Raw genomic sequence first — 25,405 nt, 5'->3', positions numbered from 1 at the left:
TGTTTCGTTCTTCCCTCGGCTACATCGACAAACAACCCCGTCTCTGAAGAGACGGGGTTGTTTTAAAACACCGAAATGTTCTAAAATGCATAGCCCTTATATTGGTGGGTCTGCGAATAGTTTAAATCTGTTGAGCCTGATTTGTAAATATGGAAATAGAAAAAAAATGCTCAAGAAAAAGTTATTGACAACCAAACCATTATTTAATTATCATAACGTTGTGATTATAACTAGAGGGCCATGCTTTTAAACCCAATCGGTTTAGGACAACCCCGGTAACTCCAGCAGGAGGTGCCGGGGTTGTTGGCATTCATAAAGGGGGGGATAACGTTAAGATAACTTGCCAACGTCTATCTTGAAAGCGCTTTTCTAATCAAGAAAGAGAATACACATCTATATAAATTGAACTAAACATTTACACGAGAACGGAGAGGACAGAAATAACCTGAAGAAGTGGAGCGTTCGCCTAAAAGCTTTCTGAAAGAAAGCTGCATCGGAAGCATACGCTATCCCCGGATTTCTCCTTTGAAAAAGGGATTCAAAAAAAATCTGGGGATAACAGCGATCGGAAGGTTGTTCTGTCATCGGAGTGGTAGTGTAAATATTCTTTAGTTCAATTTATATAATAAACGAAGGGTGGATTACCATGTTCAAATGGACCAAGCGAATCATCCTCAGTACCACGCTGAGCTTCAGCTTGCTGGCCGGAAGTGCACTACCAATATTCCCGGCGGCCTCCGTATTCGCAGATGCTGATACGGCTGTAACCAACAAGCAGAACTTCAGCACCGATGTTATTTATCAAGTATTTACCGACCGTTTTCTGGACGGAAATCCCTCCAACAACCCTACTGGGGCGGCCTATGACGCCTCCTGTTCTAACCTGAAGCTCTATTGCGGGGGCGACTGGCAAGGACTGATCAACAAGATTAATGACAACTATTTTTCCGATCTCGGCATTACGGCACTCTGGATTTCCCAGCCTGTGGAGAACATTTACTCACTGATTAACTATTCCGGTGTCAACAATACGGCTTATCACGGCTATTGGGCACGTGACTTCAAGAAGACCAATCCTGCTTTCGGTACGATGACCGATTTTCAGAACCTGATCAATACGGCACATGCCAAAGGCATTAAAGTCATCATTGATTTTGCTCCTAACCATACCTCTCCTGCCATGGAAACCGACACCTCGTTCGCAGAGAATGGAAAGTTGTACAATAACGGCACTCTGCTTGGTGGCTACACCAATGATACGAACAAATTATTCCACCACAATGGCGGCTCTGACTTCTCCACACTGGAGAACGGTATCTACAAAAATCTCTATGATCTCGCTGACCTGAACCACAATAACAGCACCATTGACACCTACTTCAAGGATGCGATCAAGCTCTGGCTGGATATGGGTATTGACGGAATCCGGGTGGATGCGGTGAAGCATATGCCGATGGGATGGCAAAAGAACTGGATGTCCTCCATCTATGGCTACAAACCGGTATTCACGTTTGGTGAATGGTTCCTGGGTTCATCCGCATCTGATGCGGACAACACCAACTTCGCCAACCAATCCGGCATGAGTCTGCTCGACTTCCGTTTCAACAATGAAGTACGTAACGTGTTCCGTGATAACACATCCACGATGGTTGCCCTGGATTCCATGATCACCAGCACTGCCGCTGATTATGCCCAGGTGAATGACCAAGTGACTTTTATTGATAACCATGACATGGATCGCTTCAAAACAAGTGCCGTTAACAACCGTCGCTTGGAACAAGCTCTTGCATTTACACTTACCTCGCGGGGCGTACCAGCCATCTATTATGGCACTGAGCAGTATTTGACAGGTAACGGTGACCCGGATAACCGTGCCAAAATGCCTTCGTTCTCCAAAACAACAACTGCTTTTAACGTCATCAGCAAGCTGGCTCCATTGCGCAAAACCAATCCAGCCATCGCCTATGGAACAACCCAGCAGCGCTGGATTAACAACGATGTGTATGTGTATGAACGTAAATTTGGCAACAACGTGGCCGTCGTAGCGGTTAACCGCAATCTTTCGACTTCCACTTCCATCAGCGGCCTTACTACATCGCTCCCTTCAGGAACCTACAACGATGTACTTGCAGGTGCGCTAAACGGCAATAACATTACCTCTACAGGAGGTAACGTCGCTAACTTCACTTTGGCAGCAGGAGCTACAGCGGTCTGGCAGTATACAGCCAATACCACCACACCAACCATCGGGCATGTGGGCCCTACAATGGGTAAAGCGGGTAATACCGTTACCATTGATGGCCGTGGATTCGGTACTACCAAAGGCACTGTCTATTTCGGTACAACCGCTGTTACCGGTTCAGCCATTACATCATGGGAAGATACTCAGATCAAAGTGACCATCCCTGCTGTTGCCGCCGGCAACTATGCAGTTAAAGTCGCAGCGAGCGGAGTCAACAGCAATACCTATAACAATTTCACGATTCTTAGTGGCAACCAGGTTTCCGTCCGCTTTGTCATCAACAATGCTTCTACTACACTCGGTCAGAATCTCTATGTGACAGGCAATGTTGCGGAGCTGGGGAACTGGTCTACAGGCCCTCTCGCCATTGGTCCGGTCTTCAATCAGGTCATCTATTCTTATCCAACCTGGTATTATGACGTCAGCGTGCCTGCCGGAACCAATCTGGAATTCAAGTTTTTCAAAAAGAACGGCTCTACGATTACGTGGGAAAATGGCAACAATCATACCTTCACCACACCAACCAGTGGAACCGCGACCGTTACAGTGGACTGGCAACCTTAATTTCTTCACCGTCCTATCATTCAACCCGGAGTCAGACGCGACAAGCGCCTGCTTCCGGGTTCTTTGATTAGGCTCGTCCTTATCTATGGCATGCATTTACTATCGATAGGTACGAATGGATTTTAATCCTGCTGCCGCAATAATTCCTACCACCAACAGCAATGCTCCCAGGCTCTCCAGCACGGTTTGGGCACCCCACTGATCAGCCAAAACGGAAACCACCGTTAATCCCAGGATCGGGGCTGTACTTGTTATGGTTCCGAGCACTCCGTAGATTCTCCCCTGCAGCTCATCGGGAACCTCTGCACGCATCATGATCTGGGTTAACATCGTACAGCATGCAAACATGGCTCCCCCGGCAATGATCAGCGGCAAGGCCACCAAAGGAGAAGAAACATTGGATAACAGCATATACAATGGACCAAGAACCAGTAGACCGATAAACACCCATCGTCCTCTTCGTTTCAGCCGATTGCCTGAGGCGATCAGAATCCCGGAACCCAGCATGTACCCCAGTGGAATACAAGTCTCGATCAGTCCGAACTGAACAGGATTCGCCTGCCATACTTTGACGGCCATGACTTGAACAAGCATGATGGCTGACATGAAGAAGAGAATCAGCAGCGGATTAAGAATAACGATTGAACGAATCAGAGGATGTGCAAAGATGTAGGAAAATGAACCGCCCCACTCCTTTACGAATGATCCTCTATGCATGGAAGAGCGTTGTACATCCGGAAAACGCCCGGCCAACATCACACATATCGCAGACAGCAAAAAGGTCACACCCGTAATCATAATAGCCGTAAATCCTCCAAATGCAGAAACCGCAATCCCCGCTGCGGCCAATCCGCTGATCCGGGCAATATTATCGACCAGATGAATGGTTCCTGTAGCTTGTTGCAGATGCTCCCTCCCCACCAGACTGGTTACCGAAGCATGAAATGCAGGCGCCTGAAACAGGCTGGAAAACATCGAAAGGGAAAGCATGAGCAGTACGATTGCAAAAGGAGCGTGCAGCACAAACAGACTCACCGCGATGATAAACGCTATAGCCCCACGAAACAAATCCGACGACAGCATCAATGTTCTGCGATCCAGCCTGTCGGCAAACGTGCCCGCGAATGATCCAAACAAAAAACTGACGACCATATTACATACTTGTACAGCTGCCATGCTCTTCGCACTTCCCGTGGTCTGCAACACCCACAGACTGATGGCAATGCCGTTGAAACAATCACCAAATACGGAGATGCCGTAGCCACACAAAATTCTGCGATAAGCAACATTGCGCCACAGCGCTCTGTTAGCCATTTTCTGACTCTCCGCAGCAGCAAGAGCCCCGTTCGGTCCCAATTCTGGTTCTGGGGACTGTAGCGTTCCCATCGATCTTTTCCTCCTCTTGTCATTCGGATCTCAGACAGCAGGCAGGCGCTTCCGGAGTAGTTCCAGCGATGAATGGAACCTCTCAGAAGCGCCTGATTGGTGGCCTGAATATGTTCTACAGGCTGTCTATGCGATTTGGGTGTTTATCCACTTATCCTTTTATCCTTTGGAGGCGCCAGAGGTCAGCCCCTGCACCAGGAAGCGTTGCAGGAATACAAACAACAATGTAATTGGAATGGCGATCAGTACCGCCCCGGCAGCAAACATCGTAAAGTTACTGTCCTGATAACGGCTAACTAGATCCCACATGCCAACTGCAAGTGTCCAGTTTTCTTTTGTTCGAAGTACCAGCCGGGCAAAGATAAAATCCATCCACGCACCAGTGAAGCTGGTTAAGGCTACATAGGTCAGCATCGGCCGGGACAACGGCAAAATGATACTGGTGAACACACGCAGATGACTGGCACCGTCAATTCGTGCTGCTTCATCCAAACTGCGCGGGATGGTATCAAAGAACCCTTTAACAATAAATCCACCCAGTACGGCCCCAGAAGAATAGACCAGAATCAACGCGGCATGGGTGTCCAACAATTTGATCTGAAGCAAAATAATATAAATGGCAATCATGCTCATGAAGCTGGGGAACATCCCCAGGATCAGCATGGTGGATAGAATGGTCTTGCGACCGCGAAACCGGAACCGGGATAAGGCATACATGCCCAAAGTGACCATAAGCGTTGAGAAAATCATGGTGAAAAAGGCGATCTTCAACGTGTTCAGATACCACGTTCCATACATGAACGACGGGTTGTTAAACAGTTCCCCATAATGGGCCAGCGTGAACGCTTCAGGCCACAGACGTTCACTGAACAGGGCCGCACCTGGACGCAGTGACGAGAGAAATATCCACAAGACGGGATACACCGATACGATGGCAATGATGACCAGCAGCACATAACTGATCGTCAGACGCATGGGATTATTGCGCTTTTTCATTGAATCATGTCCTCCTCCTTGAACGATTTGGAACGACGGAAATTCCAGATGGAGAACGACGCAATAATCAGGAAAATAATGATGCCGACCGCCGAAGCCATATTGAACTTGTTGTTATCCAACGTCAGTTTGTACAACCAGGTCACGAGAAGATCGGTTGATCCCGCATACTGATAATCACCACGTAGTGGATTACCGTTCGTCAGCAGGAAGATGACATTGAAGTTGTTGAAATTCCCGGCAAATTGCATAATAAGCACCGGTGTCGTAGCGAACATGATAAAGGGAAGCGTAATGATGCGGAACTTCTGAAAGCCGGACGCACCGTCTACCTCAGCCGCTTCATACAAATCCCGTGGAATCGCCGTCAGCACGCCCAGTATGAGCACCATGCTGACCGGGATTCCAATCCACATGTTGACAATGACGACTGTAACTTTTGCCCAGAATGGATCGGTTAACCATGGCAATCCCTCAAGGCCAAAAGCCTTCATATACGTATTAATGGGACCAAACTGTCCGTTGAACAGGTTACGCATTAGGAGCAGTGAGATAATCTGTGGAATGGCATAAGGAAGAATGAATATCGTCCGCCACACCTTTTTGAAGCGAATACCCTTCTGCTCGATGAGAAGTGCAACCAGCACCCCTCCGAAATACGTGGTGACCGTTGCCAGAATGGCCCAGATCACCGTCCACGTTAATACCCCAAAAAAGGTATGGCTCCACGATTTAAGCTGGATCAGATCCGTGAATGTCTTGAAACCAACCCAGTCCACCAGCTTGGCGGGCGGAATATGATCCGGTGCCGAGTAATTGGTGAAGGCCAAGGTAATCGTAAACAAAATCGGCATAATCGTGAAAAACAGGATGCCGAGCGCAGGGATGGATAAGAAAAGATACGGGAATTGTTTATCGAGCAGATATCTCAGGGAAGCAGAAGCTCCGGTGGCCTGCTTTCCTTCCTCTCTTAATTTTCCCGTGATGTACGCATCCCGGATATTGAAGATATACAGAAGAAGAAAAACGAAAAATACCAAAAGCACTATAATTCCATTGAGCAGCAAAAAGATGGAGTGGTCGCCCTGTTGAAGCACCGTTGATCCATTGACTTTGACGAAACGCTGCGTCTGCTCGCCCAGCGTCCATACTCCCCATACGGCCTGATTCAAACGGGGAATCAGATATGCGAGTCCCACTCCCTCTAAGATCAGAAAACAGATTCCCTTGATCCATTGACGGTTATACAACTGTCCAAGTCCTTGCAGGACAAGGGACAACACAGCCGCTGTCATGCGATGCTGTCTTTCTCGATTCGGTTTAACAGTGACTGGAACATGCTGTTGTTTCATTCATTCCTACTCCTTCCCGGCAAGCGAAGTTACCGATCAGTTATAGCAGAGTGCAGAGGATATGTTGACTTCCTCTGCACCTGCTCTTTCTTTTTTATTGGACAGTTGCAAGGCTCTCCTTGACTTGTTTGACTGCGTTATCCAGAGAGGTTTTGACATCCTTGCCTCCATCCCATATGTCGGTAATTGCCGCGCTGATGGGACCCCATACGCTATCCATGGCAGGAAGCGAAGGCATTGGGGTGGAGTTGTTGAATTGCTCAAGGAATGCCTTCGTGATTTCATCCCCTTGAATCTTCGGATCTGCCGCCACGTCTTTATTGGCTGGGAGAGTTCCGTTCATCTCAAAGTTGACCATCTGGGAATCGGCACTGGAGAGATAAGCTGCAAATAACTTGGCAGCATTCGGATAGGTTGTAAATGCATTGACGTAATATGCCTTGACTCCAGAGAAGGAGGTCATCGGTTTGCCTTCAATCGCCGGGAGTGGCGCAACACCGAAGTCAATGCCCGCATTGCGATAATCGGCGATGGACCAAGGTCCGTTAATATCCATGGCCAGTTTCCCGCTTGAGAAGAGACCTTTCTTGATGTCATAGTTCACATCGCCCATCTTCACAGGCAGTACTTCCGATTTCAGCGTTTGCAAGAACTGACCGCCCTTGATGGCTCCCTCATTGTTGAGGCCAATATCCTCGCTGTTCATGCCTTCATCACCAAAGATATATCCGCCCTGGGAAGCCAGATAAGCAAAGTTATAATAGAACTGCTGTAACTCCCACATCAGAGTGTACTTGTTGTTTTTGGTGTCATTAAAGGTTTTGGCAAAGCTGATAATGTCATCAAATGATTTCGGTGCTTCGGGATAAAGCTTTTTGTTGTAGAACAACGCATAGGTTTCTACGCTGTAGGGATAGCCGTATAAGATGTCTTTGAAGGTTACGGCTTTAACCGCATTGTCACTAGTGGATTGTGTAGTCTGTTGCTCAAAAATATCGTTCGGCAAAATCAGTCCGGCTTCTGAAGCGCTGCCAATCTTGTCATGTGGGAAAACGACCACATCTGCAGCCAATCCCGCAGGTCCGTCCGTAGTGAGCTTGGTCACTTGATCGGTCGGCGGCAATTCCTCGATTTTTACAGAAACGCCGTACTCTTCTTCAAATTTCTTCGCCCGCTCCTCGATAAAGCTTCGCTGATTTTTATCCTCCCATATGACAAGGCTTGCGCCCTCTTCTGGCTGAATATTTTCCGCGGTCACTGTGGTTTCTCCAGTCTCACCGCTGTCTGTTGTGGTTGGCGCAGCGCCTCCACCTCCGCTTGAACACGCGGTAAGTGTGAGTACCATGAATCCTGCAAGTGCTGCTTGCTGCCATTTTCTCATTGAATTTCCCCCTTTTCGTAGTCATGATCGATGCTGTACTCGCGCTTTTCACCCGTTTTTCTGTGTACTGTTCCTGTATTCCGAAGTTCGGCTTGTATCCGTTTGAACGCAATACAAACGTTTGCTCATATTAACCTCAGATGGGTACAATCCTTATGTAATCGGGATGAATTTTCTAGGAAGTATGTTGACTCAAGTCATGTAAGCGCTATAATAACAATCACATCATACAATAGTGAACTTTATTTGCACAAACGTTTGCACAAGTCATTTTCGTCCATTTTCCTTCACTTTTATGGCTTATGTTCCTGTAATTTCCGATTTGCTTGATCTCCCGCCGTCTTCCTTTGTTTTGCTTTCCCATCTTCACCATGATGCAGTTAGCAATTGATTTATCGAAGTCTTTGAATTAACATAGGAGACATGTTGAAATGCTTGTACAGAAGGGATTTTTCACATGATTACAATCAAAGATATTGCCAAATTGGCGGGTGTATCCCCTTCTACGGTCTCACGGGTTATTTCCAACCATCCCAGAATCAGTTCGGAAACGTCACTCAAAGTGAAGCAAATCATGAAAGAAATGAATTATCATCCAAATATGATGGCCAAAAGCCTTGTTTCCAAAACGACTCAAACCCTGGGTATCATGCTGCCCCGACCTGCTGAAGAGCTGTTTCAGAACTACTTTTTCGGAGAATTGCTTCGGGGAATCATTACGTATGCCACCCGCATGAATTATGAACTTCTTCTCTCCACCGAAACGTCTTCCAGCGATGAATTGAATGCCATATCCCGCCTGGTACATGGGCGACGCGTGGATGGTATCTTGCTGCTTGGCTCCAAAAGGGAAGATCCGATTATTTCGTTTTTGGAGGCGGAAAAGTTTCCTTTTGTGCTGATTGGCCGTAGCGAAACGCATCCCGATGCACCAATGGTGGACAATAACAATGTACAGACAGCATTCGATGCAACCACACATCTGATTGCCCAAGGGCATAAACGAATCGGATTTGTCAGCGGACCACCAGATTTGACGTTATCTCATGATCGCATGCGAGGATACAAAAATGCGCTTGAAGAAGCGGGTCTTGATGCTAACAATGACTGGATCGTGGAAGGAGAATTCCTGCAGGAAAGCGGCTTCCGGGCGATGTCCCTGTTCATGTCGATACCCGACAGGCCAACCGCCCTCGTTGTCATCGACGACAATGTTGCCTTTGGCGTGCTTCGCGCTCTGGCTGAACTGGGATATAACGTCCCTGAAGATATAAGTGTTGTAAGCTTTAACAATATTGCCTTATCGGAACTTGCTTCACCGCCGCTAAGTTCCATTGATATCGGAACTTATCAGCTAGGTTATACTGCGGTTCAGGTATTGTTAAAAATTCTAAATGGTGAACACCTGCCTCAGAATCCGGTTATTATTCCGCACCGCTTGATTGTTCGGGATTCGTCCCTGTTTACGTTATCCGGGAATGCGTAGACATGTTTGTGCAAACGTTTGTCCTACTCAACTAATGTCCCACATTATCGCCTGTTGTGAACATGCAAAAGAAGCCCATACACTGGTATGAGCTTCTTTGCATATTTCAGTTATGAACGACGGATTAGTAAGAGCTCCATCCTGCATCTGCCGTTACGACTGTTCCGTTCACGAAGCTGGATTCATCCGAACCAAGGAACAGCGCTACCTGTGCAATTTCTTCACTTTTACCTGCACGCGGATTGATCGCCATTCCCAGCTGTTGTCTGCTGGCACCGAAGTGGTTAATGTTTGTCATTGTGGAAGCAATATTGGTTTCAACTCCACCCGGAGCAATTGCGTTACAGCGAATACCTTGCTGAGCATACATGAAGCCTGTATTTTTGGTGAATCCCACAACTGCATGTTTGGAAGCCGTATAAGCCGCGCCTGCACGTGCACCATGCAATCCGCCTGCTGAAGCGATGTTGACGATAACGCCTTTTTGTTTTTCCAGGAAGATTGGCAGCACTTTGCGGGTAGCACGCATGACACTTGTTGTGTTGATTGCAAAGATCCGCTCCCACTTGTCATCCACAATGTCACCAGCTGGTTCCATACTGTCCATAATGCCTGCATTATTGACCAGAATGTCCACTGTTCCATAGGTGTTAACCGTCGTATCGATCAGGTTCTGAATATCCTCTTCCTTCGCCACATTGGCAACCACAAACGTCGCTTCTCCACCTTTTGCCTTGATATCCTCAGCAACCGCCTGCGCTGAAGCTTCATTGATATCCGATACAACCACCTTAGCCCCTTCTTGCGCGTACAGTGTTGCAATCGCTTTGCCCATGCCGGAACCCGCACCTGTTACTACAGCTACTTTATCTTGAAGTCTCATATTGTATCATCCTCCATGTATTCGTTTACAATAAGTTAACAAACAAATGTTCATTAACTCTTATCCTTAGTATAATAAGTCATAGCATTCTTGTTCAATCAGTAAAAGCTTGCCCAATTGTACGTTAATCAACACTTCTAATTCCGAATGTACTTTATCTTAAAATACCTATTTACGAGGAGTACTGTATATGGCCGAACTTCCGAGTTCTATGGACCGAAGAATCAAGAAATCCAAAGCGGCGCTGAAGGGTGCCCTGATTCAATTAATGCAAAAGCAGTCATTCAAGGAAATATCCATTACCGATATCGTGCAGCTGGCGGATCTGAATCGGGGAACTTTTTACAGACACTATCAATACAAAGAAGACCTGTTCAATGAGATCATCGATGACATCATTAAGGATCTGGTCTTATCCTATCGTGAGCCTTATCTGGATAAAGAAATATTTGAAGTAAGTCATATGCCCTCTTCCGCTATCAAAATATTTGAACATGTGCATCAGCATGCGCAATTCTACACCCTTGTCGTGAAGTCGGAGGCATCGTCCAATTTTCAGCAGATGATCTGCGATGTTCTGCGTGATCTTGCTCTTCAGGACCTGAACGAAATATTTCCGTCCCACATCAATCGCGAGCTGCTGGCAAGTTATCAATCCCATGCGATCTTTGGCATGATCATCGAATGGATTCGACAGGAATTCAAGCATAGTCCCGCTTATATGGCAGATGAGTTATTTAAAATCATTAATTACAAGCCTGGCAATGTAGTGTATCACACCTCGTATAAGGCACCCTAAGTACAACATGTACAGATCAGCATTAATTTTGAATGAAAGTCTCTCTTTTTCCTCATATTAATCAGGAATCAATTGAATAGTTTCGCAAAATATGGGTAAAAGGTATGAACGCCATATTTAACTATTTACATGTGTACCTAATATAATATGAGGAGGAATCATGATGACATCTTTCAACTATCGGCTCGAACAAAAAGAACCCCGTATGGGCCCTGGCGGTATTACCCGCGGTGCTTCCGTTCGGGATTTTCCTGCGTCCATTGGAATAGCGGGTGTATCCATGCGCCTGGAACCGGGAGGCATGCGTGAATTGCACTGGCATGCCAATGCGGCAGAATGGGCTTACGTGATCAGTGGCTCCTGTCGCACCACTGTCATTCATCCGGACGGACATGCGTACACCGATACATTTGAGCCAGGAGATGTGTGGTATTTCCCACGTGGTTACGGACACTCCATTCAGGGATTGGGACCGGACGAATGCCATTTTATTCTGATATTTGATAATGGTGATTTCTCGGAAGATCACACGTTCAGCATTACCGATTTCCTGTCTCATACACCGAACAACATTGTTGCCCAGAATCTTGGGATTACCCCCGAGCGTGCAGCGAAACTGCCTCAGGGAGAAGCCTATTTCGTCAAAGGGCCTGTCCCTAATGACAGCTCCTCTTCCGGGACCTATCGCCGCAATTCGGAGCTGACGACTCCCCACCGATACCCGCTGCATGCCAAGCAGCCAAGACGTGCGCCAGGCGGCGGAACCCAGCGCACGGTTACTGTTGAAGATTTCCCCATCTCCACCACGATGGCGGGATCACTGATCGAGCTGCAACCAGGCGCATTACGAGAGATGCATTGGCATCCCAACGCCGACGAATGGCAGTATTACATTAGCGGCACTGCCGAAATGACAGTATTTCTGGCAGAAGGTCATGCGGTGACAGAGCAATTCGAAGCCGGGGATGTGGGTTATGCCCCGATGGGTGCAGGTCACTATATCAAAAATACGGGAGATGAGGTCTGCCGTGTGTTAATCGGGTTCAACAGCGGACACTATGAAGCTATTGATCTGAGCGAGTGGCTCGCAGGCAATCCGGATGATGTGCTGTCCACGAATCTGGAAATGTCCAAAGAGGAAGCCGAACAGCTTCCGAATGATACTCTTTTTATCGCACCGGCCCCGAATAAGCCGAAGTCATAGTCCAACTACCGGTACTTATTGAATATAGGTTTGGGTTAGTGATCCTTCTGTCATATATCACGAAACCACTCCAGTCTCACGGAAAAGGGGTTGGACATCATGGCTTCTGCTTCCGATTCGACCAGTGATCGCAAACGTGTGGGACATACCGTAGAACGACTGGAGCCGGGTCTTTCCCGGCTTCTGCTGTCATGTGTACTTGTGCTGATCTCTGGTTTCATTGATGCGGTCGGCTATCTGCAGCTGGGGAAAATCTATCTTTCTTTCATGAGTGGTAACAGTACCAAGCTTGGCATCGCGCTATTTGAAGGAGACTCCGCTGTATTAACGAATATAGGTCTGGTCATTTTTTTATTCGTTGTAGGCGCCTTTATCGGAACGTTGATCACAGATCGATCGGGAAAAAGGCGACTGGCGGGCATTTTAGGCTTTGAATCTTTGCTTTTTGCCGGCGCCATTGTATTCTTGCTGTTCCTCCATACACAGAGCGTACTTTTCCCGATTGCCGTTGCCATGGGTATGCAAAACACCATGCACCAGATGGTTGCTCATGCTGATGTAGGCAAGGGCTTTGTGACAGGCACATTATTCGGTATTGGACAGGCACTGGCCAAAGCCGTTCGGGGTAAGGCTCCTGCTTCCGAATGGGCAGTACTCGCCCTGTCCTGGGTTATTTTTGTGATCGGTGCAGCTCTGGGAGCACTGCTATTAACCCAAGGAAGCCTGCTGCTTGCCCTGATAGCCTCACTGGCTCTACTTCTTCTGCTGATCCCCTACGTCCTCCATGTTCAACGTGATTTGACCTAATCAGCAGAAAATCAAAAAAAAACGGTTGAACCAGAGTTTATCTGTGTTCAACCATTTTTGATCTCATGCCCGAAACTTCCACTATATCCTTCTGAATACCTTTCAAACTACAGCCCCAGCTTCTGCCCTTTCTCCAACCGCTGAATCTGTTGCTCCCCGTTATCCGCCAGTTCACGGAATTGATTAATGGTCTCCCGCATCCGTGGCAGTGCCTCCTGCTTATAGAGACTGATGGAGTCGAGCGCGGAAAGCACATCTGTGAAGGCCTGCTTCATCGTATCAACGGAAATGCTGGCCTCATAAGCTTGCTTCTGGATGGCAATGCCCTGATCTTTCAGCATTTTGGACGTACCTGCGATCAGGTCGTTGGTCGTCCGGTTAAGCAGTTCAATTTTCTGCAATACAATCTTCTGATTGTAAAGTGCACTCGCGACGGTGACGGCAATTTTCAATGCCGAGATCGTTACATTTTTGGCCCGATCCACACCACGGATCAATTCCTTATTGTTGCGGATGACAACTTCAATTGCCATGATGCCCTGCTGGTTCACCACCAGCATTTGCTGTAAATCCATGACCCGCTGACGTAGCGGGAACAGCACTTCTTCCGTGATAAAACGGACTTTCTCCGGGTCCTCGTTACGCACTTTGGCAGCTTCGATCTGTGCGTCAATCGACTCATCCATCAGCACCCCAAGCTGAATTTCCTTTTGCAGTCGTTTGGTGAGTTCCCGCAGATTTTGCTGTTCAATCTCCAGGGTAGTATTGTCGTTTCTCAAGGTCGCTCTGCCTTTATCCAGCGAGGTCACAATATCGGCGATGACCGCGTCAGCCTTCTGGTATTTCAGGAAATAGGCCCGTAGCGGATTGAACAATTTGCCGAGGAATCCGGTCTTGGCAAAGTCGACCACGCTCGGGTCGAGATCCTTCAGTTGCATATGCAGCTCGGTCAAACCTTTGGCGACCTGACCGCCCTCGTCTCCCGTCTTGGACAGATGTCCAACGGAGACTTGAAGCAACGCGTTTTTCTCGGAAGAGGATCTCATCGTGTTCATGCCAAAGCCGTCAATGGATTGCAGAATCTCCTTGCGTTTCTCCAACGATTCGAGATCCAGTGTCATGATCATCTCCACGTTGGCATTTGCGACTTGCTGCAGCTCCGCCACCTCGGCAGGTACAGGCTTTATTTCCTCCTCAATCACCTTCTGAATTTCCTTCTGGCTAGGTATCTCCATCGAAAACGACATCCAAGTTCCCCCTTAAATTACGTGCTATATAAATGGAATAATGAACCTTACATTAGGTCACTTCGATCGCAGTCCCCGTGTTACATCTGCACGTTGAACAGGTTACCGATTTTGTACACAACATCGTCGGTATCCGCGTTAATGCTCGCCGCTTCGTTAATGCTGGAGATGCTCTCCAAAGCTTTGATGTCCGCGTTATAACCAATCGTGTAGATCGGCACTTTGTACGTCTCGACCAGATCACGAATATCCTTCAGTGTATGACCTTCGTTGGTTTCTCCATCACTTAGGACAAAGATCAGTGGCTTCACATTTGGATCAGTAGCCATATAATCTTCCAGCATCTTCATCGCCACGACGATCCCATCAAAGGTTGCCGTACCGCCACCCGCTTGCAGGCTATCCACCGTACCAACAAACATCGATTGCTGATTCGTATCATACTTGGCAATCGGCAGGTTCACAGTTACTCCACTAGAGTAGGAGACGAGGCCGATACTGTTATCTGTGCCCAGGAACTTCTGGCCTTTGCGCAAGGATTCCTTGAGTCGGTTCAGCGGTTCGCCGTCCATACTCCCGGATACGTCGGTTACAAATACGGCTGCAATCGGTTTACTGCCGTTCTTTTTCTCTTTCCATACTTTCTGAGCGGACAACAAGGTGCCACCATCCACTGTGTTCAATTCGGACTTGTAATCCTGCAAACCGTTGAAGCCGAACTCCTCAGCCGATTGCTGATACTTCGCTTGGGTTACGAATTCCGCATACTTCTTAATGATCTCTTGCTTGTTCTGCGGCAGTTGCCCCAATGCATACAGTGGGCTGTCATGTCTTACGCCAAAAGGTGTAAAGACATATCCGCTTTTCAGATCTGCGGTGTTTACGTAAGTCTGGTATTCCAGTACAAATGCGTCCAGTCGCCCTGACTTGGCTGCCTCACGCATCTGAATGGTTGTGGAAGCCGTAAACGGTACGTTCGCTTGGAACTTCTCAAAACCCTCAATCGCTTTCTCTCCAAGAGGATTGGAGCTGTCGTATGTGTTGAGTGCCGTCACAAGAAAGTTCAATCCCGTGGAGCTGGCGAACGGATCGGTGTACCCCATTGCGAGTTCATTGTTCGCAATCGCTTCGGTCACAGTTTTTACATTAACTGAGCCGTACGTGTCGACCAGCGCATCATATTTGGCTTTGGAGATGACGATACCGGGAACGTTCCCCACCAGTCTTTTGGATACCAGGTCTGTCTTTACTCCGCTTGCAGCCACCATCTCGCCCCACAACTCATTCGAGGGGGTAAACGCATCAGGTACATATTTGCCTGACTTGATATAATCAGCAGCCGTACCGGATGCGATATTGCGTAATTTCACCGAAACCTGTTTGCCATCAACGGTAATGTTAGCCTTGTTGAACTCTTCGCTCACCTCGGTTAACCAGCCATCTGCCCCGGTTCCCGCCTTTTCGATGGAAGAAAAGATCTCTACATAATCATTCGTTGTATTCTCGACCGTGATCGGAAATTTCGAGATGTCCGGCAGTGATTCAGCCACATCCACCGGATCGAGATCAATCTGTCCCTTCACGGGTTCAGCCGTTGCCGGAGCAATGTCTGCATACAGCTTGCCTAACTCTTTGCCTGCATTCTCTGTCGTTACCTGTGTACTGGTTTTACCAACGTTCGACGTCAGCGTGATACCTGCGTATACCAATCCGAACACGAGCACCAGCATCAAGATCGATATGAAAAAAAACTTTCCCTTCTTAGCCATACGTACAACCCCTCACTGTCTGTATAATTTGGTGTGCTTGATTAATTGGTCAATTTCCTGCATACAAGGCATCTGTTCGATATCTCCAGCTTCAAAGCTGTCCAGGCGGGAGATTTCCAGCATCAACTGGTCGAGCTTCAAAAGAATTTCCTCATTGGTATGAAGCGAGTTTTTCACATAGCTTAGATAGTCGTTATATACTTTGGTCTTCTCTTGAAAGAGCTTCTGGGGAAGTGTAGCGGATTTGGACTTCATCAGGCTGGCGTACTCGGCTTCATCGAACACATTGAGTCGGTTAAGTACACTTCGGATGTTGAGGTATAACAGCTTCTCCACTTCGAGGGTGACCGAAGCAAATTTCTTGTAACTCAGTTCCCCCGGATCAAATCGCTGATTCAGCACGTTCAGGAGGGTTTCTTTCTTTTTCTTCATACGACTCAGTTGGGATAATCCCAGTGTGATATCTTCCTCAAGCACTTTAATGCGTCGATAAAAGGATAACGCTTCCACATAATCTTCATGGGTTTCGATATTCTTCACGGGCAGGACTACAGGCTGTCTGAACAACAAGGTGTAGCTTCCATAGAAGAGAGCCAGCACGCTGCCGAACAGAAATGTCACCGAGAGCGCTGTCGTAAATGCTCCCCCGCCAAACTCCAGTCCGATGAATCCTGGCGAGAACAATAGAACATTCATGACCACAACGCCGAAGATCAGCCCCAGCAGTTTTATGTACTTTATCATGTAAATCATCAGACCCCCTTCGCGCTATGTGTTGGACCTTTATGTCGATATTTACCATTGGAACTTTATTTCATTGTACATGATGTTGCCGCATTCGGGTGGATTAATATGGATATTCATAATATACGTGGCATAGGCTTATCCCATTTCATCTTTAGAGGGACAACGTGGATAAGATTTTGTAACCTTTGGGAAGCGAGCCTGGTGCCCTTGAACAATCAGTGGCGGAAAAAGAAATGTTATCAGGTAATACGTGGAAATTTGCAGTGCGTGTCATTTTTTATATAGGGCTAATTCGATACGATAAAAATCAAAAAAACACCCCGACGCCAGCGCCGGAGTGATTATGATGTTGGTGCTCATTTTATTTTACGAAAAGATGGATCCGGTTTGCTGCGCGTTGTACGTACATCCACGACTTTCCCGGCACATCCGTTGTCGTCCAACGCCTGGAATGCAACTCGCACACTGTCTTTACCTGACGTAACCGTCTGAGGGATGTCATAGGTAACGTAGAATACTTCGCCGATCTTGTTCATATGAATCCGCTGTTCACCGACCACATGTCCATCGACGGCGATACTAAATATTCTCTCATGCCGTGTTCCTTCCCGTTCAAAAGGAGAATGATCCCCGCCCCAGTATGCCACGCATACATAGTTCGGTGCAGAACCATCCACCGCCAGCTGGTAGCTGAAGTAAGCTCCGCTGACACCAAAAGCTTCCCGCCACATATGCAGCTTGTTGCGGCTGTCTGTATACGAACCGTTATGATGATCTGCACGGCAATTGCTATCCAGATGATGTCCGATCTCATCCTGCTGACCATCGGGCTGCACCCTGTCGATGGTGATATCATTTAATTCCTTCTCCAGCGCATCCCCTTCATCGTTAAACGGCCAATAGACCGTATAGAACTCATGATGCACATCATAGAACGGAATCAGTTTCACCGGGTTACCGTCCGATGTGACATCCTTGCTGATCTCAAACGTCAACGTACTTGCGTCTACAACCTTGATCCACTCGCGCACATCCTCCTGCTCTGTCCAGATCACAGGTACAGGTGCGGTTTTGGGATTCAGTGCCGTTTCGTCCACGATGGTATCCTCGGGCAGCCCTTCGCTTCCCAGAGCCCCTGCCAGTACAATGGGGCCGTACAGGAATGCCACCTTGTGCGCATCATCCCGGGACGTGTACTGATGGAGCGACATCGGCAGCGTGATTGTGATGACATCACCAGCGGTCCATGTGCGCTCGATGTCGAGGTATCCGGGTTCCATCCGGGTATGCGGATGAGCCGTATCGCCGTTGACCGTTGCCGTCATTGGCTCCTGCAGCCATGAGGGCACGCGTAGTCTAAGATTGGCCGAGGCGCTGCCTTCGGTGATCGTAAGGGTTACCTTTTCCGAATAAGGAAAGTCGGTTTCGAGCTTCAGCGATATGCCTTGGGATCTCCAGTCCAACTGGGAAGCAATATACAGGTTAACGTACAGATCCTGCTCATCCTCGAAATAGATCGCCTCGGCGTATTTGCCCGGGTTTTCCATGCCAGATCCTGTGCAGCACCACCAGGCGGTATCGCGAGTACCGTAGATTTTGTAGTGGCCTTGCAGTGTTGATGCAAAATACGTTTTGTTCCCTGTGTCCGGGTCCTGTGTGCCCAGGATATGGTTGTAGATCGCATTTTCATAATAGTCCATGTATGCACTGTCTGGATTCCAAGTGTAGAGCTGCTTCGTCAGATGCATCATGTTGTGGGTACAGCAGCTCTCTCCGGTTTTGATACCCAGACTCTCCATGCCTTTCGCTTCATAATGCTCCGAAATGCTCGTAGCGCCAAATACATAAGAACGGTGATGAATCGTGGTGTCCCAGAAAAACTCCGCAGCTGTCCGGTAACTCTCATGGTTATGGTCCTGGTTGTAGATTTCGGCTGCACCGATGACTTTCGGAATCTGTGTATTCGCATGTTTGCCCTGAAGATCGTCCTGCTTGTGTTCCAACGGTTCGAGGATTAATTGATGTGTGAATTTGTTGGCTATCTCAAGGTATACAGACTTCCCGGTGATTCCATACAAATGTGCAAATACTTCATTCATGCCGCCGTGTTCACATTGAAGCATGATCTGCATCTGTTCCTCGGTCATCGGGACCAGGCCGTCCACCGCCCAATCAGCAAACCGTGTTACCACCTCAAGAGCCTGCCCGTTGCCCGTTAGTTTGTAGGCGTCAATTAGACCGCGATAGATCTTGTGCACACTGTACCAGGGCACCCAGTATTCGCCGATGTTAAAACCACCAATATGGTCTGCCCGAAATGCAATGCGGAAGGCTTCTTCGGACAGGCCGCCGACATACCCGCTGCCCGTTGTCAGCTGAATGGAAGCAAGCTCGCTGACGGCATAGTCCAGCATTTGCTTTAACATTTCATTACCTGTCGCCTGATAGGTCACAGCCAGGGCAGACAGATAGTGTCCGAGGGAATGCCCGCTGATCGAGCGCGCCTCCCAACCCGCGTATCGTTCCTTTTTCGCCGGTAACCCATGGGCCTCAAAACATGGTGCCAGAAAACGGTCAATGTCCAGGGATAACAAATACTTTTCTCCAACTTCCTGTGACGTTTGAAAAACGCCATTTAACAGATCTACATGCTCAGGTCCCAGAAATCCCTTTTTGGTTTCAATCATTCTGCTCGCTCCTCCTCGGTATGTAGTGGATATTTAGAAGTACTTTTATAGATATACAAAGGGTAAAATCCGTGTTTCGATTCATGCATCCCTTGCGATATTTCTTCATATAGGCCTTGAATATCCTCATATTATCAAATAAAATACAACTACATCAGACTCATAATCCAAGAAAAGGTGGAGAAATCCGTCCTATGCAAAAGCCATTGGAACATTACCTGTGCGGCAAGTTCATAACCGAAGGAAATTGGAGCCACATGAAGCGCAGCATGCCTGTTCACGAGGTCATTTTGATGTTGGAAGGCGAGATGTACATTGCGGAGGAGGACATGCAGTTCGTGGTTCATGCAAATGATCTGCTGTTTCTGAGGGCTGGACGCACCCATTATGGCTATCAGGTCAGCGATGCTCCCGTCAGCTTTTATTGGGTTCATTATGATTCGATTGAGGAAGAGTTCGACCAGTATCCCACCCATGCGACCATTCAGGTACCATCCACGGCTAATCAGCTGTTCAAGCAGTTGCTGCATAGTTCATCGTTCTCATCGGAAGAAGCAGACGCGGCATTGCTGCTGCTGCTCAAAGAACTGGAACGCAACACACAGGCGGGTTATCGGCCGCACAATGCGATCGTTGACCACATCTGCAAGTGGGTGGATATTCATCTGCATACCGACATTACGGTTGGCAAGATTGCCGAGACTTTTAATTTTAACAAGGACTATATCTCCAAAATGGTGAAACGTGAGAAAGGCATTGGGCTCAAAACCTATATCCTCACGGAACGGATTCGCCGGGCCAAGCAGATGCTGCTCAATACCAATGCCAGTGTGAAAGAAATTGCAGGACAATGCGGTTTTTCGGATTACAAACTCTTCCTGCGAATGTTCAAACAATACGAAGGCAATACCCCCACCGAATATCGCAATAATTTGTATTCCACACAGCTCAACCGCCTATAATGAACCTTATACGTGCGAACCTTGGATGTGCTTGTGCGGATATACCAACTCATAGAATTTCATGAGTCATATATAGAAAATTTGAATTAATCCATTACCATTGGGTGTGATACAATTCAAGTCAACTATATCTCTTATCAAACCAAGATCAGAAGGAGAACTTGAGATGACAACGGCAGTAACGATTCATCCCGCTACAGAAGCTGACCATGAAGAAATTGTACATATTCTCATTGAAAGTTACTCCGAGTACCGGGACACGTTCCAAACAAAGGAACAATGGGAACATTATTTGAAGGACATTCGGGAATCGCCGAGCAATCCTTATATTAAGCAATTATGGATTGCCAAAATTGATAATCAGATTGTCGGTACGGTCCAATTGTTTGAGACCGCGCATAAGGCTTACCCGAACTTCGAGTTGCCTATTGATTATCCGTTTATTCGACTGTTGGGCGTTGATCCCAAGTGGAGAGGTCACGGCATTGCCAGAGAATTGCTTCAACAATGTGTTGAATCTGCCAAAGACATGGGCAAAAATACGGTGTATTTATATACGGGCGGTCAGATGGTCAACGCGATCCGATTATACGAACGTTTCGGTTTTGTAGAAGACCCGGAATTCAGTTCCGAGAGTAGTGGAGGCAAAGCGATCTGCTACCGTTATGATTCATAATTCTCGCAAATGGTAATAAGCGCGGATAGCACAAAAAGGGATGCCCATAAGTCATTAACATGACAGGGGACATCCCTTTTTAGCGTTATTCTGAGCTAAAGAATCGGAGTCGAGCGGCAAATGCTAGTCGCTCCATTTTCCTCACTATTAACCGCCGATTTCCACCAGAATTTTCGCATGGCTCTTGTCGGTCATGAGCAGTTCAAGTCCTTCCTGAACGATGTCGTCCAGCTTGATTTTTCTGGTGATCACCTGTCCCACATCAAGTGCTCCCTCAGCAATCAAAGAGATGACTTCAGGGAAGATGTGGCGATAAGCCAGTGTTGCTGTCAAGTTCGCTTCCTTCACTAGCAGGTCGAAGAAATTCACCTGTAGCGGATTCGGAATTGCTGCGATGACAACAACTTCCCCACCTTTTTTGATCACGGCTACGGCGCTGTCCATGGTTGGCTGTACACCTGCCGCTTCATATGCTACATCTATTCCGCCAGACTGCTGCAAAATCACTTCAGTGGCATTAACTTTGGCACTATTCACTGGAATGGCTCCCAGCTTGGCTGCCAAATTCAGACGTTCTTCAAATACATCGACTGCATAGATCGTGGAAGCTCCAGCAGCTTTGGCTGATAGGATCGTCAGCAGTCCAATCGGACCTGCACCATATACAGCAACCTTTTGACCTACTTTTAGTTTGCTATGGCGAACTGCATGAAAAGCTACCGCTGTAGGCTCAACTAATGCGCCCTCTTCAAAGGATACGTTATCCGGCAATTTATGCACCATATAAGCCTCAACCACAACGTATTCAGCAAAGCCTCCATCACCGTTCAGTCCCACAAATCCGAATTGGGTACATTGGTTATAACGCCCCTGAATACAGTACTCACACTGTCCGCAATGATACAGCGGTTCAACAACAACACGGTCCCCTACACTGATACCGCTTACATCACTTCCCAATTCACTGACGGTTCCTGCAAACTCATGACCAAGTGTCAGCGGCGCTTTCTGTCCTGAAAGCGGGTGGTTCTGCCCTTCCTGAATGCCTACGCCATGATGGTAAGCGTGCAAGTCACTACCACAGATTCCTGCGTACTCGACTTTAATTTTCACTTGTCCTGATTGGGCTACCGGTATTTCCCGTTCTTCGACCCGGACATCTTTTTTGGCATACCATACTGCTGCTTTCATGAGATACATCCCCTTTGGTTTATCTTGTCTACCTGAAATTCAACTCTGTCTATTAATTATATCGCTGTTCACGTATTATTCATATTTATAGATACTAATGTTAATATTACTTGTACTAATGCTAAAACGGAGATGAAACCATGAATCTGGAACAGCTTGAATATGTCGTTGAAATTGCCAAAACCCAATCGTTCTCGGCTGCCTCGGAGCACTTGCATGTCACTCAGTCGGCAATCAGCCAATCTGTGCATCGTCTTGAAAATGAGCTGGGTATGATCCTGTTCGAACGCTCGCGGCATGGGACGTTTCCCACCCCTGAAGGCAAACCGTTTATTGCCAAGGCACTCGATATTTTGCAGCGAATTGATGAATTGAAATCACTGAATGCCGAGACATTCTCGTTAACTGGAGAACTGCATGTTGCCACCTTTCCAAGTGTGATGCCTTACCTTGTGCAAACGGCAGCAGATATGAAACGCGAGCATCCTCAATTGAATATTGCCATTGAAGAGAAAGGTTCTATGGAAATCATCGAGGATATCCGCAACAACAGAACCCATCTGGGCTTCATCGCCATCTACGCCAAACAATTGCGGGAATTCGATGGACTGCATTTCAGTCCCATGTATTCAGGCAAACTGGTTGTGTGCACTCATCACCAATCCGAACTAGCCAAGCTTAACCGAGTTACTCCCGAACAATTAAAAGAACATAAGCTTGCTCTGTATCGTGATGGATTCATCGAAGATTTCCTGCAGGAGTTCACGTATGATTATGGCCCTCTGTCCATCCTGTTCAAAACGAACAACTCGGAAGCGATCAGCACCGTCCTGAAAAATAATATTGCCGCCACCATTGGTCATGACTTCTCCTTCCACCAACATCCGCTATGGAAAGAAGGCATTGCGAAAATGGTAGAGATCGCCTCGATCGATCAACCTAAAATGCAAATCGGCTTCGTACAGACCGAATCCAAGGAGGTCGCTGTAGCCGCAGAGCGATTTGCCCAACGCTTCAGACAGGCGATTGAGCTGGATCAGTTATGATAGCAGAGTCTAAGCCATAATTGGGTGTCAAAAAAACACTCAGGTGCTTGCACCAGAGTGTTCCATATTCGATATGGGTTCAGCTTGCTTCCCCTATACCTTTACTTTTCTTACGGCTTCGCTCAACTCAATCGTTTGCTGCCGCAGCAGGGTGGACGTTTGTGCCACCTTTTGGAACATGCTCGACTGTTCCCCTGTCAAACGATAAATTTCATCCGAATGATCTGAAACGCCAGATGAAATTTGCGAGATGGTGTTGACCGATGCTGCCGCTTCCTCGGAACCTGCCGATATCTCCTCCGCTGCTGCGGATACCTCCTGGATACGATGTGTCACCACACGAAACGTATCAACCATATGCGTGAAGGCAAGCTCAGCTTCTGCTGTGCTGTTCACCCCCTGGCCGATCTCTTGCGAGGTAACATCCATCTGTGATCCGATGTGCTGGGACTCCTTCTGAATGCCGAGTAACAAATCGGATATCGTCTGCACAGATGTGCTTGAAGCCTCCGCCAACTTCCGTACTTCATCAGCTACAACGGCAAATCCCTTCCCATGCTCTCCTGCATGAGCGGCTTCAATTGAAGCATTCAGCGCCAGAAGTTTGGTCTGACTCGCAAAATCCCGCACTGTATAAAGCGCACCGCCGATTTGCTGCGAGAAGTTGTTAAGCACTTGGACCATGGCTACAACTTCAGCAGATACAGCCGAAATGCTCTCCATCTGTTTCTTCATTTGCGTCATGCTCTGCTTACCCGATTGTGCCGTAGCAAGCGCAGTTGTTGCAGCGTCGGACACGGCTGTAGATGACTCTGAAATATCGGTAATCCCTTTAGCGATTTCTTCCATCGCATTGGCGCTGTCGCTAGCACCTTGCTTCTGGGTGTGTGCTCCCTGTCTGATCTGCTGCACGGACTGGTCAACGCTCTTATTCATCTCAAGCATGTCTTCTGCATCACGATTGAATTGCTCCGTTGATTCCGCGAGAATATCGGTGGTTACCGAGACACCCGCGACCATGTCGCCGATCATTTTATTTAAGTCCCCGGACATATGGATCATCGCCTTGAATGTGCTGCCAATCTCATCCTCACTCTGCAGCCGATAGGCTGTCAGGATCCGGTTGGCCTCCGCCAGCTCACCTTGCGCCATTTGTTCGACACTTGCCTTCAACGGTTTCAGCGGTCGCAGGCCTCTTACGATGAACCACAATACAACCGCGATGCCTGCAACCGTGATGAACAACAACAGGGCATACAACGGAATGCTGGATTTCATAATATCTGACTCAATACTTCCAATGACCGACACAGCTGTATCGATTCCTATTACACCCGTTAAGGCCCCATTACTGTCCAAAATCGGAGCGTATGAGGAAATATATTCGCCATACTCCTCATTATTAATGATGGGAGAACTGGCTGTTTTCCCTTGCAGGAGCTTTTGGACTGCATCACCTGGGATATCCGTCACTTCATTGATCGGTGATGCTTTATCTGCATCTTTCATGCCATCCACCATAATGAGAGGCGTGCCTGTATCGTCTATTTTTACAAAATACACATACATCGCACCGATGCTCATACGAAAATCATCCAGCTCATCACGAATCTTCAAGAACACGTCATTTTCCTTGGGATCTTTGGCAAATTCCACATACGGTCCTGTATCCAGCTGTTTCACATAACTCTCGGCAATTTGAATATTGTAACTCGATATGGCCTCCTGCGCGGCTAGCTTCATATTCGCCAGCTGAAGCAACATGCTTCCCGCAGATATAATCATAATGACCAATGTAACAATGGCAACAATGCGAACAACCAAACGTTTCTTGAAAAACCCGACCATCCAATCCTCTTCCTCTCACGCCTGTATGTAAGCCTTTTCGACTACGCCCTACCCAAAAATAACATGCTTGAAGCACTATGTAATGTGAAAATAGTATATGAAGTTGTCGAATTAGGCAAGAAAATATTGGAT

19 protein-coding genes are annotated in these 25,405 nt (G+C 47.6%); 8 read left to right on the top strand and 11 right to left on the bottom strand.

Annotated features, from left to right (window positions below; all coding sequences use genetic code 11):
* Positions 1-646: 646 nt before the first annotated feature.
* The gene (locus tag ACDJ58_RS03505) at positions 647-2,806 is read left to right on the top strand and encodes an alpha-amylase family glycosyl hydrolase (RefSeq protein ID WP_413375537.1); all 2,160 of its coding nucleotides are present in this window, start codon (positions 647-649) and stop codon (positions 2,804-2,806) included.
* Between the two features lie 99 nt (positions 2,807-2,905).
* On the opposite strand, the gene ACDJ58_RS03500 is transcribed toward ACDJ58_RS03505, so the two are convergent.
* From ACDJ58_RS03500 to ACDJ58_RS03485, 4 genes are all read right to left on the bottom strand, one after another.
* Complete coding sequence (locus ACDJ58_RS03500) at positions 2,906-4,192, bottom strand: MFS transporter (RefSeq protein WP_413375535.1); 1,287 nt, start codon at positions 4,190-4,192, stop codon at positions 2,906-2,908.
* 159 nt (positions 4,193-4,351) lie between these two features.
* Entirely contained in the window at positions 4,352-5,188 is an 837-nt protein-coding gene (locus ACDJ58_RS03495) for a sugar ABC transporter permease (RefSeq protein ID WP_024628944.1), read from the bottom strand.
* A complete protein-coding gene (locus tag ACDJ58_RS03490) occupies positions 5,185-6,540 on the bottom strand; it encodes an ABC transporter permease subunit (RefSeq protein WP_413375533.1) in 1,356 nt (451 codons plus the stop codon). Before ACDJ58_RS03490 ends, ACDJ58_RS03495 begins: the two co-directional genes overlap by 4 nt.
* A 94-nt stretch (positions 6,541-6,634) precedes the next feature.
* The gene (locus ACDJ58_RS03485; protein WP_413375531.1) at positions 6,635-7,921 is read right to left on the bottom strand and encodes an extracellular solute-binding protein; all 1,287 of its coding nucleotides are present in this window, start codon (positions 7,919-7,921) and stop codon (positions 6,635-6,637) included.
* A gap of 457 nt (positions 7,922-8,378) precedes the next feature.
* Here ACDJ58_RS03485 and ACDJ58_RS03480 point away from each other — a divergent pair, with 457 nt between their 5' ends.
* A complete protein-coding gene (locus ACDJ58_RS03480; RefSeq protein ID WP_413375529.1) occupies positions 8,379-9,407 on the top strand; it encodes a LacI family DNA-binding transcriptional regulator in 1,029 nt (342 codons plus the stop codon).
* 124 nt (positions 9,408-9,531) lie between these two features.
* On the opposite strand, the gene ACDJ58_RS03475 is transcribed toward ACDJ58_RS03480, so the two are convergent.
* A complete protein-coding gene (locus ACDJ58_RS03475) occupies positions 9,532-10,290 on the bottom strand; it encodes an SDR family oxidoreductase (protein WP_024628948.1) in 759 nt (252 codons plus the stop codon).
* Between the two features lie 190 nt (positions 10,291-10,480).
* Between ACDJ58_RS03475 and ACDJ58_RS03470 the strand changes: the two genes are divergently transcribed.
* From ACDJ58_RS03470 to ACDJ58_RS03460, 3 genes are all read left to right on the top strand, one after another.
* A complete protein-coding gene (locus ACDJ58_RS03470; RefSeq protein WP_413375527.1) occupies positions 10,481-11,089 on the top strand; it encodes a TetR/AcrR family transcriptional regulator C-terminal domain-containing protein in 609 nt (202 codons plus the stop codon).
* Positions 11,090-11,249: 160 nt separating this feature from the next.
* Positions 11,250-12,293, top strand: a complete 1,044-nt coding sequence (locus tag ACDJ58_RS03465; protein WP_413375525.1) for a cupin domain-containing protein — start codon at positions 11,250-11,252, stop codon at positions 12,291-12,293.
* A gap of 99 nt (positions 12,294-12,392) precedes the next feature.
* Complete coding sequence (locus tag ACDJ58_RS03460; RefSeq protein ID WP_413375523.1) at positions 12,393-13,100, top strand: YoaK family protein; 708 nt, start codon at positions 12,393-12,395, stop codon at positions 13,098-13,100.
* A 107-nt stretch (positions 13,101-13,207) separates the two neighbouring features.
* Here ACDJ58_RS03460 and ACDJ58_RS03455 read toward each other — a convergent pair whose 3' ends face one another.
* The 4 genes from ACDJ58_RS03455 to ACDJ58_RS03440 form a co-directional block, all read right to left on the bottom strand.
* Positions 13,208-14,347, bottom strand: coding sequence for a toxic anion resistance protein (locus ACDJ58_RS03455; protein WP_413375521.1), 1,140 nt, complete (start codon positions 14,345-14,347; stop codon positions 13,208-13,210).
* 80 nt (positions 14,348-14,427) lie between these two features.
* A complete protein-coding gene (locus ACDJ58_RS03450) occupies positions 14,428-16,116 on the bottom strand; it encodes a VWA domain-containing protein (protein WP_413375519.1) in 1,689 nt (562 codons plus the stop codon).
* A gap of 12 nt (positions 16,117-16,128) precedes the next feature.
* Positions 16,129-16,860 carry a hypothetical protein gene (locus tag ACDJ58_RS03445; protein ID WP_413375517.1) on the bottom strand — a complete coding sequence of 244 codons (732 nt, stop codon included), beginning with the start codon at positions 16,858-16,860 and terminating at the stop codon, positions 16,129-16,131.
* A 359-nt stretch (positions 16,861-17,219) separates the two neighbouring features.
* Positions 17,220-19,550, bottom strand: coding sequence for a beta-L-arabinofuranosidase domain-containing protein (locus tag ACDJ58_RS03440; RefSeq protein WP_413375515.1), 2,331 nt, complete (start codon positions 19,548-19,550; stop codon positions 17,220-17,222).
* Between the two features lie 194 nt (positions 19,551-19,744).
* Here ACDJ58_RS03440 and ACDJ58_RS03435 point away from each other — a divergent pair, with 194 nt between their 5' ends.
* Together ACDJ58_RS03435 and ACDJ58_RS03430 are read left to right on the top strand one after the other, a co-directional pair.
* Positions 19,745-20,512, top strand: coding sequence for an AraC family transcriptional regulator (locus tag ACDJ58_RS03435; RefSeq protein WP_413375513.1), 768 nt, complete (start codon positions 19,745-19,747; stop codon positions 20,510-20,512).
* Positions 20,513-20,678: 166 nt separating this feature from the next.
* On the top strand, positions 20,679-21,188 hold the full coding sequence (locus ACDJ58_RS03430; protein WP_413375511.1) for a GNAT family N-acetyltransferase: 510 nt from the start codon (positions 20,679-20,681) through the stop codon (positions 21,186-21,188).
* A gap of 147 nt (positions 21,189-21,335) precedes the next feature.
* Here ACDJ58_RS03430 and ACDJ58_RS03425 read toward each other — a convergent pair whose 3' ends face one another.
* Positions 21,336-22,379 (bottom strand): 2,3-butanediol dehydrogenase, encoded by a 1,044-nt coding sequence (locus ACDJ58_RS03425; protein WP_413375509.1) that lies wholly within the window; start codon positions 22,377-22,379, stop codon positions 21,336-21,338.
* A gap of 140 nt (positions 22,380-22,519) precedes the next feature.
* Here ACDJ58_RS03425 and ACDJ58_RS03420 point away from each other — a divergent pair, with 140 nt between their 5' ends.
* Positions 22,520-23,425 (top strand): LysR family transcriptional regulator, encoded by a 906-nt coding sequence (locus tag ACDJ58_RS03420; RefSeq protein WP_413375507.1) that lies wholly within the window; start codon positions 22,520-22,522, stop codon positions 23,423-23,425.
* Between the two features lie 93 nt (positions 23,426-23,518).
* Here ACDJ58_RS03420 and ACDJ58_RS03415 read toward each other — a convergent pair whose 3' ends face one another.
* Positions 23,519-25,273: a methyl-accepting chemotaxis protein gene (locus ACDJ58_RS03415; protein ID WP_413375504.1), complete on the bottom strand. Its 1,755-nt coding sequence runs from the start codon at positions 25,271-25,273 to the stop codon at positions 23,519-23,521.
* Positions 25,274-25,405 lie beyond the last annotated feature (132 nt).

It is taken from the genome of Paenibacillus taichungensis, assembly GCF_047302525.1.
In the GTDB taxonomy this organism is placed as follows: domain Bacteria; phylum Bacillota; class Bacilli; order Paenibacillales; family Paenibacillaceae; genus Paenibacillus; species Paenibacillus taichungensis_B.
Note: the sequence above shows the minus strand (reverse complement) of the source record. Positions and strands in the feature narration are given on the sequence as shown.